The following is a 15,580-nucleotide window of genomic DNA, read 5'->3' on the forward strand; positions in this document are numbered from 1 at the left end:
TTGTCTCAGGAATCCGGTGTGGCGCTGTTTTTAACAAACAGTGTGAGCTGATCGCCAGGCTGCAGATTATCGGTATCGTTATTCCAGCGCATTACATCTTTGATGTTCACGCCGTGACGTTTCGCAATACTCGATAACGAATCACCTTTGCGTACGCGATAGGTAATGCTATCGCTGTTGCTGGCGAGACGCTGCGCGCTGCTACCTGCGCCTACCGTCAGACTCTGGCCCACTTTCAGGTTCGAACCGCGCAGGTTATTCCATTGCTGGATATCCTTTGCGCTTACGCCGAGACGCGCCGCGATGGCGGAAAGCGTATCGCCTGAGCGAACCTTGTAGCTCCGGCTTGGCAGCGGGGTGTTATCCGCAAGCTGGGTCGGCTGTACAGCGGCAATCTCGCCGGATGCCAGGGATTCACGCAGTTGATCGGCGTGTTTCTTCGGCACCATCACATACTGTGGACCCGCTGAACCTAACGTCGAACCTTTAACGCCAGCGTTAAACGTTTTCAGTTTGTTCACCGAAATCCCGGCCATTTCCGCCAACTGATCGACCTCAACCGGGCTGCTCAGTCTGACTCGCGCCAGCGCACGGCTTTCGTCTGGTGTTGGCAGACTCACGCCATAACGCTTACTGTTTTTGAGAATATCACTCAAAGCCAGCATTTTAGGCACGTAAATCTTGGTTTCCTGCGGCAGTGAAAGCGACCAGAAATCGGTGGGTTTACCCCGCGATTTATTGACTTTCATCGCTTTCAACACGCGACCTTCACCGCTGTTATAGGCAGCCACTGTAAGTAACCAGTCGCCGTCAAACATGCGGTTAAGACGCTGCATCATGTCAAGCGCGGCCGTGGTAGAGGCCACAATGTCACGACGCGCATCGTAGCTGCGAGTCTGCTTTAAACCATAATTTCGCCCCGTGCTCGGTATGATCTGCCAAATGCCTGCGGCATTGGCGCCAGACGTCGCGTGTGGGTCAAAAGCGCTCTCCACTATGGGTAGTAGTACCAGTTCCATGGGCATGTTACGTTTTTTAACTTGCCCTGCTATCCAGTACATATACGGCTCTGCCCGTAAAGTTACATCGTGGAGATAGCTCTTATTGCTTAAATACTTGAGTTTTTGTTCGCGAATCCGGGTATTTTCCGGAATTCCCATCTTTAGCTCGTCGCTAATGGAGGTCCACAAGTCACTGTTATTCTGGGCGGCGAATGTTCCATCGTCCATCCACCGCGCCTGACTAGTAAACTTCCCTGCTTCCCCTTGACCAGCTGCAGAAAGGCTCTGTGCGTGCTGTTGTACCGTACCGTCATGGTTAGACGCCTGGCACCCAGCAAGCAAGACAGAGGCGAATAAGATCGCTTTTGCCTTCATGTGTGTGTCAATAGTAGTTGCTTAAAAGACGAGCGATGATAACGGCGTCGTCTTTAAAAGGCAACCCGGAAATATCAGAAGTTATCTTTCTTTGACCTTAACCATGCGAAACGCTCTTGAGGGTGTTGCAACTTTGTTTCTTGGTTAATTATGTCAATTAAATCAGTGTCTTCCGTGCGTAAAAATAAATTTATTCTCCGCTCATTTTTCAGAATTACAGGGAGTGTTTTTTGATTTTTCGCACGTAACTCATTAACTTTTCGATAATATTCGTTAAGTGCAGGATCCTGCGGTAAGATGCTGATCGCAAACTTCATATTTCCTAAAGTATATTCGTGTGCGCAGCAAATCACCGTATCATCCGGAAGCGCATTGATCTTGCAAAAGGATTGATACATCTGGCTTGCCGTCCCTTCAAACAATCTTCCACAGCCACCAGAAAACAGCGTGTCACCGCAAAATAGATAAGGGGAACTAAAGAAACAGATATGTCCTAAAGTGTGACCTGGCGTGGCAAAGACGGAAAAATCATGTCCCAAAACAGAGACCACATCCCCGTCTTTAACAATCTGTGTGGTTCCCTTATCTTGCGTTTCCTCTGGGCCATAAACCGCCAGATTAGGGAAATGCTGACACAATGCTTTCACACCGCCAACGTGGTCATTGTGGTGGTGAGTGAGCAAGATCGCTTCCGGCTGCCATTGGTTTTCTTCTATGGCGCGTAATACCGGCGCGGCTTCACCCGGATCGACAATCAGGCAGCGGCCATCATCATTGTTCAGCACCCAGATGTAGTTATCCTGGAACGCCGGAATACTGTTAAGATTCATAAATTACCTCTCAAAGCGTAGCGGAAGGTTGTGATGAAACCGGCAAGGACTCCTCAAACATTGGCCGCACCTGCAAGCTGGAGCGACTTACCTAAAGGCGCGTATTACCGCGAGGCGCTGGAAGGAGAACTAAAGCCGTGGTTGGCAAAAATGTATGGATTTCATTTGCTTAAGATCGGCAATCTGAGCGCGGAAATCAATGTCGAAAGCTGCGCTATTTCCCATCAGGTCAATGTTTCCCTTAGCGGTGAACCGGCGCAGGTCAGAGCCGATCCGCTGCATTTACCGTTCGCAGAGAAATCAGTGGATGCCTGCTTGCTGGCGCACACGCTTCCCTGGTGTACCGATCCGCATCGGTTATTGCAGGAAGTGGATCGTGTGCTCATTGACGACGGCTGGCTGGTGATGAGCGGCTTTAATCCGATTAGCCTGCTTGGTCTTTGCAAAGCGGTCCCTTTTGCGCGCCGCTCACCCGCAGTAAAAAGCCGGATGTTCACCCTGATGCGCCAGTTTGACTGGCTATCGCTGCTCAATTTCGAGGTGTTACATTATAGCCGCTTTCGCGTACTGCCCTGGACAAAGCAGGGCGGGAAACTGCTTAGCACGCATTTACCGGCGCTGGGGTGTATGCAGCTCATTGTCGCACGCAAACGCACCATTCCGTTGACGCTCAATCCGATGAAGCAGAGTCGCAGCAAGCACCACGTTCGCCAGACTGTTGGCGCGACCCGACAGTCTTAACTTTCTGGCTGATAACCGACATCTTCCTGAGTTGGGTTCATCGCGGCGGTGCGTGCCAGTTCATCGCAGCGTTCGTTTTCTGGGTGACCTGCGTGGCCTTTTACCCATTCCCAGCGAATTTGATGTTGGCTCAGTGCCGCATCGAGCCGCTTCCAGAGATCGACATTCTTAACCGGCTTTTTTTCCGCTGTTTTCCAGCCGCGTTTTTTCCAGTTGTGGATCCACTGCGTGATCCCCTGGCGTACATACTGGCTGTCGGTGCTGAGCACCACTTCGCAATGCTCTTTTAACGCTTCAAGTGCCACAATAGCCGCCATCAGTTCCATACGGTTATTGGTGGTGAGACGGTAGCCTTCGCTAAACAATCTTTCGTGCTGACGATAGCGTAAAATCGCCCCGTAACCGCCCGGACCCGGGTTGCCAAGACAAGATCCGTCGGTGAAAATCTCTACCTGTTTAAGCATCTCTGGTAGACTTCCTGTGTTTAAAACGACAAGTCTGACATAAATGGCCGCTATGAGCACAGCAATTACACGACAGATCGTCCTCGATACCGAAACCACCGGTATGAACCAGATTGGCACCCACTATGAAGGGCACAAGATTATTGAGATCGGTGCGGTGGAAGTGATCAACCGCCGCCTGACCGGTAATAACTACCATATTTACCTCAAGCCAGACCGGCTGGTGGATCCGGAAGCGTTTGGCGTTCACGGTATCGCCGACGAATTCCTGCTTGATAAACCGACGTTCGCCGACATCGCCGATGATTTTATTGAGTATATTCGCGGTGCGGAACTGGTCATTCACAACGCGTCGTTTGATATCGGCTTTATGGATTACGAGTTCAGCAAGCTGAACCGTGGTATTCCAAAAACCGAAACGTTTTGCAAAATCACCGACAGCCTGGCGCTGGCGCGTAAAATGTTCCCCGGCAAGCGTAACAGCCTTGATGCGCTCTGCTCGCGTTACGAAATAGACAACAGCAAACGTACGCTGCACGGTGCATTACTCGACTCCCAAATCCTTGCTGATGTCTATCTGATGATGACTGGCGGCCAGACATCGATGAAATTTTCGATGGAAGGTGAAGGGCAAACGCAAGCAGGCGATGCGGGGATCCAGCGTGTTGTTCGCCAGGCAAGCCGCTTGCGGGTGGTTTTAGCCAGTGATGAGGAACTGACGGCCCATGAATCACGGCTCGACTTAGTGCAGAAGAAGGGCGGAAGCTGCCTGTGGCGCGGGTAAAATCGTTTTGTTAACGCAGGAAAATCGCCGCACGGGTGATTTTTGCAGCAAACAATTCAAAACGATGGAAAAAGCGTTGACGGCATTAGGTGCAATCCGTAATATGCGCCTCGTTCCCTAACAGGAACACAACGCGGAGCGGTAGTTCAGTCGGTTAGAATACCTGCCTGTCACGCAGGGGGTCGCGGGTTCGAGTCCCGTCCGTTCCGCCACTATTCAGAAGGCCTGAATCAGCAATGATTCAGGCCTTCGTCGTTTCTACTCCTTTGCCGCCACGGGCTGTGCGGTAAATGTGCTGCTCACACCTTCGCGTTCGTGGCGCGCCAGAAAACGGTAGCAACCTGCACCGAGGAACGCGCCAATAAACCAGCTAAAGTTGGCCACTTCATGCAACGCCGGAATAAAGCTAATAATCAGACCGACCGCCACCGACGGCACCAGCGCGGCAATGGCTTTCGGGTTAAAACCATTTTTGTACCAGTAACGCCCATTTGGTGAGTCGGTAAACAGATCATCGACAAACACGTTTCCGCGTTTAATCAGATAAAAATCGGTCAGTAAAATACCGAACAACGGGCCAATAAACGCGCCGAGCACATCCAGCGTGTAGTGGATCAACTCCGGTGACTGGAACAAATTCCACGGTGTTAGCAGTACCGAGCCGACAGCCGCGATCATCCCGCCGGTACGAAAGCTGATTTTCTGCGGGGAACAGTTAGAAAAATCGAAGGCCGGGGAGACGAAATTCGCCACAATGTTGATGCCGATGGTGGCGGTGATCATCGTCAGCAGCCCAATTGCCATCGCCAGGCTGTTGCCAACATGGCTCACTGTTTCGATAGGGTCGGTGATCATCTTGCCAAACAGCGATTGTGTCCCGGAAACAATTATCACCGTGACAATGGAAAACAGCAGGAAGTTAAACGGCAGCCCCCAGCGGTTGCCGCGGCGGATCTCCTGCATGCTTTTACCGTAACGGGAAAAATCGCCAAAATTGAGCAACGGGCCGGAGAAATAAGAAACCACTAATGCCGTCGCGGTGATCATCTGCCAGGTTTGCTCGCCTGCCGTGAGCTGTTTGCTGGCGAGTGTAAAAGAGATGCCATCGAAACCGGTTTGCCAGAGGATCCATCCTGCCAGTGCCATCATCACCACGTATACTGCCGGGCCGGCGATATCGATAAAGCGTTTAATCGCGCTCATCCCGTGCCAGAACACCAGTGCTTGCAACACCCACATAATGCCGAAACAGAGCCAGCCCAAATGTGACAGACCGAGAAAGTGGCCGCTGGTCAGGGGAGTAAGGGAAGGCCAAAATTTCAGTATGACCAGCATCAGCGCGTTGGCGGCCAGATAGGTCTGGATGCCGTACCACGCAAATGCAATTAACCCGCGGATCACCGCCGGGATATTCGCGCCGAATACGCCAAATGCCTGACGGCAGATCACGGCATACGGCACACCGGCCATTTGGCTCGGTTTCGCCACCAGGTTTGCGCACAGTTGCACAATGCAGATCCCCAGCAGCAGGCAAAGTAGCACCTGCCAGCTGGCAAGCCCTAAGGCGAAGAAGCTGGCGGCGACCACATAGCCGCCCATGCTATGCACATCGGACATCCAGAAAGAGAAAATATTGTACCAGCTCCAGGTCTGATGGCGGGTCGGCGCCAAATCTTCATTGGTCAGGCGTGGGCTGTAGCGAGCATCGTAATTTGGTTCAAGGTTTGGCATGGATTCTGCTCCTCTGAATACAGATAGTGACATGTTGTCTGCTATCCCTCGTTGCATTAACCAGGCCAGGTTTTAATTTTTTGTATACAAAATAAATTAACGGTGTATACAAAAATGGATAAATTGAGTAACAAAGGAACGGTGTTATGAACCAGCAAATCGGGCTGCGAACCCCTGCGGATCTGGAAGATAAAGAGCATCTCATTTGGCAATCTTTGCTGACTGCTATCGTTGAACATCAGTTGCCGCCGGGAAGTAAATTGCCGGAAGAAGCGCTGGCGGAGGTTTTTGGCGTTAGCCGCACCGGGATCCGCAAGGTATTAACCCGCCTTGCGACGGTGCAAATGATCACCATGACGCCCAGACGTGGTGCATTTGTCGCCAATCCCGGTGTTGAAGAGTCAAAAGCTATCTTTACTACCCGTAAAATGATCGAGTGCGCCAACCTGCCGTTGGTACTGGAACATCTGCAGCCGCCGCACCTTGCGGGGCTAGAAAACATCATCGCGCAGGAAGAAGAGGCACATCAAAACCATGATGGCGCGGCGGCAATTCGCCATTCTGCCGCTTTCCATATCCAGCTTCAGGCCATTTCTGGTAATGCGGTGGTAACGGACATTATTACTACGCTGGCTCAGCGTTCTTCGCTGGTGATAGCCGCCTGGGGGGCGCCCTGGCAGCGCGGTTGCCGCTGCGACGATCATGACCAGCTTATTACGCTATTGCGTAAAAAAGATCTGCCGGGGCTCAGCGATGCAATGGCCCACCATTTTGATCACATTGTTTCCAGCCTGCGCTTTGAGCGCAGCGGCGAGACATTACCGGATTTTGCCCGCCTGTTTGGTGCGCCTGGAGAACATTGATGAGCCAATTTTGTATACAAGTAATCAACCCCAATACCAGCCCTGAAATGACCGACACCATCGCCAGCGCAGCGCGCAGTGTGGCGGCGCCCGGCACCACCATTCTCGCCTGTTGCCCCTCGCAGGGCGTGGAATCCATCGAAGGGCATTTTGATGAAGCCATTGCTGCAATTGGCGTGCTGGAGCAAATCAAACAGGGCAAAACACAAGGCGCACAGGGGCACGTGATTGCCTGTTTTGGTGACCCCGGATTACTGGCAGCACGCGAGTTGGCGAGCGGGCCGGTCATCGGTATTGCTGAAGCGGCTATGCATATGGCGACGCTGGTGGCGACGCGTTTTTCGATTGTTACTACGCTCCCGCGAACGGTGATTATTGCCCGCCATTTACTGCGTCAATATGGCTTCGAACACCATTGTGCGGCGCTGCATGCCATCGATTTACCGGTACTGGCGCTGGAAGATGGCACGGGTCTTGCTCAGCAAAAGGTACGCGAACGTTGTATACAAGCTAAACGGGAAGATCACAGCGGTGCCATTGTGCTCGGTTGCGGCGGCATGGCGAATCTCGCCTGCGAGTTGACGCAAGAGCTGGGCATTCCGGTGATCGACGGTGTTACGGCCGCGGTGAAGATGGTGGAATCTCTTCTCACGCTGGGGCTTGGCACCAGCAAATATGGCGATCTCGCGTATCCCAATAAAAAGCCGCTTTCAGGATGTTTCGAACAGCTTTGCTGAAAGCGGCCCCGGTAAAGAGGTCGAATCAGCATGCAATCAGCAACGGACAAACCTTTCTGGCATTTCACCGCCGACTACCCCCGCGATATGGCAGGCTATGCGGGAAAACCGCCGCATGCCCGCTGGCCGAACGGCGCGCGTATTGCTGTCCAGTTTGTCCTTAATTTTGAAGAGGGCGGCGAGAACCATGTGCTGCACGGCGACAGCGGATCGGAGCAGTTTTTGTCCGATATTATTGGCGCTGCCAGCTACCCCGCGCGGCATATGTCGATGGACTCGTTGTACGAGTATGGATCGCGCGCCGGGTTCTGGCGTATTCATCAGGCTTTTCAGCAACGTGGTCTGCCGCTGACGGTTTTTGGTGTGGCAATGGCGCTGGCGCGTAACCCGGAAATTGTCGCGGCGATCAAAGCGGCAGATTACGACGTTGTAAGCCACGGCTGGCGCTGGATCCATTATCAGGATCTCGATATCCAAACCGAACGACAGCACATGCAACAGGCGATTGAGATCCTGCAAACGCTGTTTGGCAAAAAGCCGCTTGGCTGGTACACCGGGCGCGACAGTCCAAACACCCGTAAGTTGGTGGTCGAACAGGGCGATTTTCTCTACGACAGCGATTATTACGGCGATGATTTACCCTTCTGGACCACGGTGGAAGGGAAACCACATCTGATTGTGCCGTATACGCTTGATGCCAACGATATGCGCTTTGCCACCGCCCAGGGTTTTAACACCGCCGAACAGTTTTATACCTACCTGAAAGACAGTTTCGATGTGCTGTATGAAGAAGGCGAGCATGCGCCAAAAATGATGTCGATTGGCATGCACTGCCGCCTGCTCGGGCGGCCAGGGCGCTTTCGCGCATTACAGCGTTTTCTGGATTACGTACAAAGCCACAGCGATGTCTGGATCTGCCGCCGCCAGGATATCGCTGAACACTGGCTGAAGCACCATCCGTTTAAGGCCTGAAGCGAGGCGAATAGCCCGCCACCGTGCGGGCTTTTTCAGCGCGTCAGCCGCAGTTGTTGTAAGTTGCCATCCAGTTGCAGATCCGTTTGCAGACGCGCCACATCACGGCAGGTAAAGGCCATTGCTTTATGCGTTTCAAGTTTTTGCCGCCACTTTTCCGGCACATCCGCGAGGTTTTCGTACAGCGCTTCCAGCGTCGGGAAGGTGTTTAACAACTGGGTCGCGCTTTTCGGGCCAATGCCTGCAACGCCTGGCACTTTAGAACTGCTGATCCCCGCCAGCCCCCAATAATCCGGTAATTGTTGCGGCGTGACACCATACTCCTGCGCGATAAAGGGCGCATCCAGCCAGCGTTTCTGGAAATAGTCGCGGATACGAATGGTCGGGGAAAGCAACTGGCAATAGCCTTTGTCCGTGGAGATTATCGTCGCCTGCTGCCCGGCTTGTGCCATCTTTACGGCAAGTGTGGCGGCGAGATCGTCCGCTTCGTTACCCGGTGTTGCCCAGCAGCGAATGCCGCGCTGTTCAAAAGCGGTGCGTAAAGCGGGCATCTCGGCGTGCAGCGTCTCCGGCATCGGCGGTCGCCCGGCTTTATAGTCGGGTAATAGCTGGTGACGCCAGCCCTGGCTGCGGGCCTCATCGTCAAACACCGCCACGGCGTGCGTCGGCTGGCTGTGAACCACAAGCTGTTCCAGCGCGTGAAGACAGGTGTCTACACAGGGCGATCCCTGCACCGCGTGGATCCGGCGGATAAGATTAAGCGCGTCGACAATTAACAGATGAGCCACAGATACCCTCCTTGAAATCGTGCCTAAGGGTAACATTGCGTGCGGCGTGAGGCTATGAAGCGGGGGATAATCAGGAAGATGCCTCGCAAAACGAGGCATCTTCCAAGGCTTAATCGCAGGTCACGATCTTCATCGCCAGCCCACCGCGTGAGGTTTCGCGGTACTTAGCGTTCATATCTTTCCCGGTTTCGTACATGGTTTCGATGACTTTATCCAGGCAGACGCGCGGCTCGCTGGTACGGCGCAGCGCCATACGCGCGGCGTTCACCGCTTTCACCGACGCAATGGCGTTGCGCTCAATGCACGGAACCTGAACCTGGCCCGCGACCGGATCGCAGGTCAGACCAAGGTTGTGTTCCATACCAATCTCCGCTGCAATGCAGACCTGCGCCGGGCTTGCGCCGAGCAGTTCCGCAAGGCCTGCGGCGGCCATCGAACAGGCGACACCAACTTCGCCCTGGCAACCCACTTCCGCGCCGGAAATGGATGCGTTCATTTTATAGAGCGATCCAATCGCGCTGGCGACCAGCAGGTAGCGCGCCAGTGAATTGGCGTTCACCTGGCGAATAAACTTATCGTAATAAGCCAGTACTGCCGGAACAATGCCGCATGCGCCGTTGGTGGGCGCGGTCACCACGCGGCCACCGGCGGCGTTCTCTTCGTTAACCGCCAGTGCGAACATGTTGATCCAGTCGACAACCTGCATTGGATCTTTACTGGTGTTATCGCTGCTTACCAGCATGCGGCGCAGCGCGGCGGCGCGGCGCGGAACGCGTAATTTGCCCGGCAACACGCCTTCGGTGGTGATCCCACGTTCAATTCCGCCCTGCATGACTTCCCAGACGCGCGTGAGGTGCTGTTCCAGCTCCTCTTTACTGTGCAGCGCCAGTTCGTTCTTCATCATCAGACCAGAGAGCGAAAGTCCTGTTTCCTGGCAGTGGCGTTGCAGATCCGCAGCATTCTTGTACGGGTAAGGTACAGCGACGGGTGCGTTGTTGGTCTGGCCAAAATGTTCTTCATCGACAATAAAACCGCCGCCGATGGAGTAATACGTCTGGCTATAGAGAACCTTGTTGCCCACCAGTGCGGTAATACGCATGCCGTTCTCATGCAGCGAGAGGTTATCGGCATGGAAGTTCATGCATTGATCGACAGGAAACTCGACTTCGTGCTCACCGTTGGCCAGCAGCAGGCGGCCGTGAGTGTTTACATCCTGAATAAATCCCGGAATGGCATCAATATCGACGCTATCCGGCAAATTACCCGCCAGACCCATAATGATAGCGATATCGGTATGGTGCCCTTTCCCCGTCAGAGAGAGGGAACCGTACACGTCTACCACTACTCGGGTCACGTCGTGGAGCATGCTGCGAGCAATCAGATCGTCAGTGAATTGCTTACCGGCTTTCATTGGGCCAACGGTGTGCGAACTGGAAGGGCCAATGCCGATTTTAAAGATATCGAATACGCTGATCATGACGCATTATCCATTGCAAAGAGAGTCGCGCTGCCCGTGGAGAGCGGCGCGAAAGAGATTAGCTGAACAGAGAGAAGAAGATCGCGGAGATAGCGATAAGGCCCATGATAACAATGAAGATGTTACTGATTTTGCCGCTGTATTTACGCATTGCCGGTACTTTGGCGATGGCGTACATCGGCATCAGGAACAGGATCATCGCGATAATCGGGCCGCCCATCGTTTCGATCATCCCCAGGATGCTCGGGTTCCAGGTCGCGACTGCCCAGGTGGTCAGCAGCATAAACAGCGCGGTAATGCGGTTCAGCTTGTTGATTTCGATGCTCTTGCCTTTGCCACGCAGAGACTTGATGACCATACCGTTGAAACCTTCACGCGCGCCAAGGTAGTGGCCGAGGAAAGATTTGGTGATGGCGATCATCGCGATGATCGGCGCCATCCAGGCGATGACCGGTGCGTTAAAGTGGTTTGCCAGGTAAGAGAGAATTGAGATGTTCTGCTCTTTTGCCGACGCCAGGTCAGCCGGAGCAAGGCTCAGCACACAGCTGAACACGAAGAACATCACCGTCAGCACCATCATGATATGTGCGAACGCCAGGATGCGGGAACATTTGCTTTCTGCTTCGTCGCCGTACTCTTCACGTTTTGCAACAGCAAAAGAGGAGATGATCGGCGAGTGGTTAAAGGAGAACACCATCACCGGAATGGCCAGCCACAGGGTCATCCACAGGCCATTACCCGTCGGAGAAGTGCTATTGAAAGACAGGGTGTCGAGTACTGCGCCGTTCCACTGCGGGATCAGGTAAACCGCTAGCAGCATCAGAGCGATAACAAACGGGAATACCAGAATACTCATCGCTTTTACGATCATCTGCTCGCCAAAACGCACGATAGTCATCATGCCGACAATCAAGATCAGCGACAGAATAGCGCGCGGCGGCGGCGTCATACCCAGTTGGTGGGTCATAAAGCTGTCGACGGTGTTGGTGATTGCCACGCTGTACACCAGCAGGATCGGGTAGATAGCGAAGAAGTAGAGCAGGGTAATCAGTTTACCTGCGCCGATACCAAAGTGCTCTTCGACCACTTCGGTGATGTCTTCACCTGGGTTTTTACCGGACAGCACAAAGCGAGTCAGGCCGCGGTGTGCGAAGTACGTCATTGGGAAAGCGAGGATGGCCATGATGATCAGCGGGATTAAACCGCCAACACCGGCGTTAATTGGCAGGAACAGTACACCAGCGCCGATGGCAGTACCGTACAGGCCCAGCATCCACATGGTATCCGTTTTACGCCATGAACTTCGTGTAGCCGATGTGGCCAGAGTACTGGTTTGAGTGGTTTCCATTTATAAATCTCCTGGGAAAAGCAAAATGCTGGCATGACGGGCGAATACAATGCCTGGCAGGCTGGCGGTAATATTAAATTCGGTCAATCACGGTTTTTTTATAATTTCTTTCCGTAATTATTTGCGGCGGAAAGATACATTTATGTTATGACTCTATCAGTGATCGGGATCGCAATTGCAATAAATCACTTTTTATGTGGATATATTTAGACCATCTCTCTGCTTAATGATCGAGAGGTGAAATTTATGCGCGCGAAGGCTATCACCAGCAAGATTTGCGATCAAACGCACACCGTTGAAAGACGATAAATGCCCTGTAAAAAACCGCTATCGCAGTGATTTATCGACGTTTAAGGGCAACTGTAACGTATGATTATCCTGGCGATATCGATGGGATTTATGTGGGGAAAAATCTTAGGTATAAGGGCGACTTATGGGTCGCCCCTGAAGGTCAGGCGCAGATTTCGTAGCAAGGAATGTACGTGCTGCCTGGCAGTTTCATACGATGCTGGGCGACAAAGCCCTGCAGCAAGTCATCCATACGGCACATCATGTTACTATCACCATGAATTTTATACGGGCCGAACTCCTCGATCGCTCGAATACCGTGCTCTTTCACGTTACCCGCCACGATGCCCGAGAACGCCCGGCGCAGATCCGCGGCTAACGTTTCTACCGGTTGATCTGGATAAAGTTTCAGGTTAGCCATATTTTCGTGCGTCGGTTCGAATGGCACTTGCAGATCCGGTGCGATGCGAATAGACCAGTTAAAACTATATGCATCCCCGGTATCACGGCGGTTTTCTTTTACCCGTGGCATCGCTTTTTTCATCTGACGCGCCACTTCAGCCGCATCATTGATGATGATGGTGTAGTGGCTGCGTGCAGCTTCACCCAGCGTGTTGACGATAAACTCGTCCAGCACGCGGAAATAATCCGCACTCTCTTTTGGCCCGGTCAGAATCAGCGGCAATACCTGGTTTTTGTTAGCCGGGTTCATCAAAATCCCCAGCAGATACAACAACTCTTCTGCCGTGCCTACGCCGCCAGGGAAGATAATGATCCCGTGTGCGATGCGTACAAAGGCTTCCAGACGTTTTTCAATATCCGGCATGATGATCAATTCATTGACCAGCGGATTTGGCGGTTCGGCGGCAATGATTGACGGCTCGGTCATACCGATAAAACGGCCTTCTTTATAGCGTTGCTGAGCGTGGCCGACCGCGGCACCTTTCATGGGGGCTTCCATAGCACCTGGGCCGCAGCCCGTGCAGATGTTCAGCTCACGCAAGCCAAGCTGAGTTCCTACGCGGCGAGCATAAAGGTACTCGGTTTCGTTAATTGAGTGACCGCCCCAGCAGACCACCATGCTTGGCGCTTCGCCGACATGCAGCGCACGGGCGTTACGCAAAATAGAAAAGACCAGGTTAGTGATATGAATAGAGCTTTCCAGATTTAAATGCTGGACGCGCCCGGCGTTATGAATTTGCCCATTGACGAAGAGAATATCGCGCAGGACAGCAAACAGGTTGGCCTGCAGCGAGCGAATAATGCGCCCGTCGACAAAGGCCTCTTCCGGTGGGTTTATCAACTCCAGTTTAACGCCGCGTTCACGGCGTAACACGTTGATATCAAAACTTTCGTTACGAGAGAGCAGCTCTTTGCTGCTGTCGGTCTGGCTCCCTGAGTTCAGTACAGCGAGCGAGCAGTTGCGAAACAGTTGATACAGGTCGCTGCTGGCCGTGCGTTTAAGCATATCGACTTCCAGTTGCGACAGCATATCCATTGAGCCAAGCGGGCTAATATGTGTAATCAAGTGAACTCCTTACGGGACGAAAATTTTATCTTTCCCGTGATTACAATAGCCCTGGCTTATGACGTTTAACAACCTGCCGCGTGGGATCTTCCACGCAGAGTAGTAAAATGTTGTGTTTTATTGGCGCACTAATCGCCCGGTAGCCGGAACAAAGTCGGTATTGGTGCGCCATGGGTTGATATCCAGCCCGCCGCGTCGGGTATAGCGCGCGTACACGCTCAGTTTCTCCGGTTGGCAGAAACGTTGAATGTCCGTGAAAATGCGTTCGACACATTGTTCATGAAATTCATTGTGATGGCGGAAAGAGACCAGGTAGCGCAGCAATTTTTCGCGATCGATTTTCGCGCCGTGATACTGGATTTGTACCGAGCCCCAATCCGGCTGGTGGGTGATCAGGCAGTTCGATTTTAATAAATGGCTGACCAGCGTCTCTTCGACAACTTTACCGCTGGCGGCATCGGTTAGCAGAGCGGCGTCAAAGTCGTAGCTTTCGATCGCGATATCCTGGTCGTCGATGCAGGTGCCGTGAAAATGGGCGACAGGCTGCCCTTCCAGCTCATCAATGCGGTACAGCACCACGCTGACATGACCCTGGGCGCAGGCGCTCAAATCGCGCTGTAAAGTGTCATGCACCTCTTGCCAACTGGCAAAACGAGTCTGGTTAAAACTGTTGAGATAGAGCTTAAAGCTTTTTGATTCCACCAGATTGATGCTGGCGTGATCCAGCTCAACGTGGCCAACCGCCACCTGCGGCAAACCTTTCGCGTTAAGCCAGGAGAGTTCATACAACGTCCAGATATCCGCGCCGCGAAAAGGCAGACTCTCGGCTTTTAAGCCTAACGGATCGCGGTTTAACGAACGGGGAACGCCCTGTAATAAGCTGGCGTCGTAGGTGTCGCGGTAATCGGTGGTTTTGCCAAGCGTCAGGCCAGCCAGCGCCTGGTGGTTATCATAAGAGGACATGTTTCATCGCCATTTTGCAGGTAAACTATGACGCAGAGTTTATCCTGGCTTATGTGAAGAGAGAAATCGGTGGAAAAAGAGACGGCGCATGCCCTGAAAGCCTTTACGGAACGGTATTGTAATGTGTGGCACGAACAGCGAGATAGCTGGCCGCAAAGCGAAGAACTTTACGGTATTCCCTCGCCGTGCATTATTTCTTCCACCGACAAGTACGTTATCTGGCAGCCAAAACCGTTCGTGCCAGAACGAAATGTAAACCCAATTGAACAGGCCATGGAAATTGTGGTACAAACGCCGCTCCATACCTTTTACACCACACAATTTGCCGGTGATATGGCTGCGCGTTTTGGCGAACTGACGCTGACGCTGCTGCAAACGTGGAGTGAGGATGACTTCGTGCGTATGCAGGAAAATCTGATTGGTCACCTGGTTACGCAGAAAAGACTGAAGTTATCACCTACACTTTTTATTGCTACGCTCGACAGCGAACTGGATGTGATTTCGTTGTGTAACCTGAGCGGCGAAGTGGTGAAAGAGACGCTGGGTACGCGCCAGCGCACCGTTCTTGCCCCAAACCTGGCGGCATTTCTCGACCAACTCGAACCCGTTGTGTAATCCTCTATACTACTCATCTTGTGAGAGATCTCTTACGCGACCTGTAAGAGATCGCCAGGTCTTTTCCCATACATC

General features: G+C 52.9%; 15 protein-coding genes and 1 tRNA gene. 7 read left to right on the plus strand and 9 right to left on the minus strand.

Annotation, left to right across the window (positions count from 1 at the left end; all coding sequences use genetic code 11):
* Positions 1 to 5: 5 nt before the first annotated feature.
* The gene (gene mltD, locus E0L21_RS12130; RefSeq protein ID WP_131409800.1) at positions 6 to 1,376 is read right to left on the minus strand and encodes a murein transglycosylase D; all 1,371 of its coding nucleotides are present in this window, start codon (positions 1,374 to 1,376) and stop codon (positions 6 to 8) included.
* 74 nt (positions 1,377 to 1,450) lie between these two features.
* A complete protein-coding gene (gene gloB, locus E0L21_RS12135) occupies positions 1,451 to 2,206 on the minus strand; it encodes a hydroxyacylglutathione hydrolase (RefSeq protein WP_131409802.1) in 756 nt (251 codons plus the stop codon).
* A gap of 33 nt (positions 2,207 to 2,239) precedes the next feature.
* Between gloB and E0L21_RS12140 the strand changes: the two genes are divergently transcribed.
* Positions 2,240 to 2,947 carry a class I SAM-dependent methyltransferase gene (locus E0L21_RS12140; protein WP_131409804.1) on the plus strand — a complete coding sequence of 236 codons (708 nt, stop codon included), beginning with the start codon at positions 2,240 to 2,242 and terminating at the stop codon, positions 2,945 to 2,947.
* On the opposite strand, the gene rnhA is transcribed toward E0L21_RS12140, so the two are convergent.
* Positions 2,944 to 3,510, minus strand: a complete 567-nt coding sequence (gene rnhA, locus E0L21_RS12145; protein ID WP_165501908.1) for a ribonuclease HI — start codon at positions 3,508 to 3,510, stop codon at positions 2,944 to 2,946. The two genes, E0L21_RS12140 and rnhA, sit on opposite strands and share 4 nt — an antisense overlap.
* On the opposite strand from rnhA, the gene dnaQ reads away from it, so the two are divergent.
* Both dnaQ and E0L21_RS12155 read left to right on the plus strand, forming a co-directional pair.
* Positions 3,464 to 4,195: a DNA polymerase III subunit epsilon gene (dnaQ, locus tag E0L21_RS12150; RefSeq protein ID WP_131409808.1), complete on the plus strand. Its 732-nt coding sequence runs from the start codon at positions 3,464 to 3,466 to the stop codon at positions 4,193 to 4,195. The genes rnhA and dnaQ overlap by 47 nt on opposite strands.
* Before the next feature lie 135 nt (positions 4,196 to 4,330).
* A tRNA-Asp gene (locus tag E0L21_RS12155) sits at positions 4,331 to 4,407 on the plus strand.
* Between the two features lie 46 nt (positions 4,408 to 4,453).
* Here the strand turns inward: E0L21_RS12155 and E0L21_RS12160 are convergent.
* On the minus strand, positions 4,454 to 5,926 hold the full coding sequence (locus tag E0L21_RS12160; RefSeq protein ID WP_131409810.1) for an NCS1 family nucleobase:cation symporter-1: 1,473 nt from the start codon (positions 5,924 to 5,926) through the stop codon (positions 4,454 to 4,456).
* 146 nt (positions 5,927 to 6,072) lie between these two features.
* Between E0L21_RS12160 and E0L21_RS12165 the strand changes: the two genes are divergently transcribed.
* Genes E0L21_RS12165 through puuE form a run of 3 tightly spaced genes read left to right on the plus strand, consistent with a single transcriptional unit; the run spans position 6,073 to position 8,498 of the window.
* A complete protein-coding gene (locus tag E0L21_RS12165; RefSeq protein ID WP_131409812.1) occupies positions 6,073 to 6,789 on the plus strand; it encodes a GntR family transcriptional regulator in 717 nt (238 codons plus the stop codon).
* Positions 6,789 to 7,526: an aspartate/glutamate racemase family protein gene (locus E0L21_RS12170; RefSeq protein WP_131409814.1), complete on the plus strand. Its 738-nt coding sequence runs from the start codon at positions 6,789 to 6,791 to the stop codon at positions 7,524 to 7,526. Before E0L21_RS12165 ends, E0L21_RS12170 begins: the two co-directional genes overlap by 1 nt.
* A 30-nt stretch (positions 7,527 to 7,556) precedes the next feature.
* The gene (gene puuE, locus E0L21_RS12175; protein ID WP_131409816.1) at positions 7,557 to 8,498 is read left to right on the plus strand and encodes an allantoinase PuuE; all 942 of its coding nucleotides are present in this window, start codon (positions 7,557 to 7,559) and stop codon (positions 8,496 to 8,498) included.
* Between the two features lie 35 nt (positions 8,499 to 8,533).
* Here puuE and xni read toward each other — a convergent pair whose 3' ends face one another.
* The 5 genes from xni to queF all read right to left on the minus strand — a co-directional run bounded on the left by xni (position 8,534) and on the right by queF (position 14,890).
* Entirely contained in the window at positions 8,534 to 9,286 is a 753-nt protein-coding gene (xni, locus tag E0L21_RS12180) for a flap endonuclease Xni (RefSeq protein ID WP_235855232.1), read from the minus strand.
* Positions 9,287 to 9,395: 109 nt separating this feature from the next.
* Entirely contained in the window at positions 9,396 to 10,763 is a 1,368-nt protein-coding gene (locus tag E0L21_RS12185) for an L-serine ammonia-lyase (protein WP_131409820.1), read from the minus strand.
* Between the two features lie 58 nt (positions 10,764 to 10,821).
* Complete coding sequence (locus E0L21_RS12190) at positions 10,822 to 12,111, minus strand: HAAAP family serine/threonine permease (protein ID WP_131409822.1); 1,290 nt, start codon at positions 12,109 to 12,111, stop codon at positions 10,822 to 10,824.
* A 451-nt stretch (positions 12,112 to 12,562) separates the two neighbouring features.
* Complete coding sequence (gene ppnN, locus E0L21_RS12195) at positions 12,563 to 13,927, minus strand: nucleotide 5'-monophosphate nucleosidase PpnN (RefSeq protein WP_131409824.1); 1,365 nt, start codon at positions 13,925 to 13,927, stop codon at positions 12,563 to 12,565.
* A 117-nt stretch (positions 13,928 to 14,044) separates the two neighbouring features.
* The gene (gene queF / locus E0L21_RS12200) at positions 14,045 to 14,890 is read right to left on the minus strand and encodes an NADPH-dependent 7-cyano-7-deazaguanine reductase QueF (protein WP_131409826.1); all 846 of its coding nucleotides are present in this window, start codon (positions 14,888 to 14,890) and stop codon (positions 14,045 to 14,047) included.
* A gap of 69 nt (positions 14,891 to 14,959) precedes the next feature.
* On the opposite strand from queF, the gene syd reads away from it, so the two are divergent.
* Positions 14,960 to 15,505, plus strand: coding sequence for a SecY-interacting protein (syd, locus tag E0L21_RS12205; RefSeq protein ID WP_131409828.1), 546 nt, complete (start codon positions 14,960 to 14,962; stop codon positions 15,503 to 15,505).
* The last annotated feature ends 75 nt before the right edge of the window (positions 15,506 to 15,580 follow it).

The sequence above is a fragment of the Kosakonia quasisacchari genome (assembly GCF_004331415.1).
Lineage (GTDB): Bacteria > Pseudomonadota > Gammaproteobacteria > Enterobacterales > Enterobacteriaceae > Kosakonia > Kosakonia quasisacchari.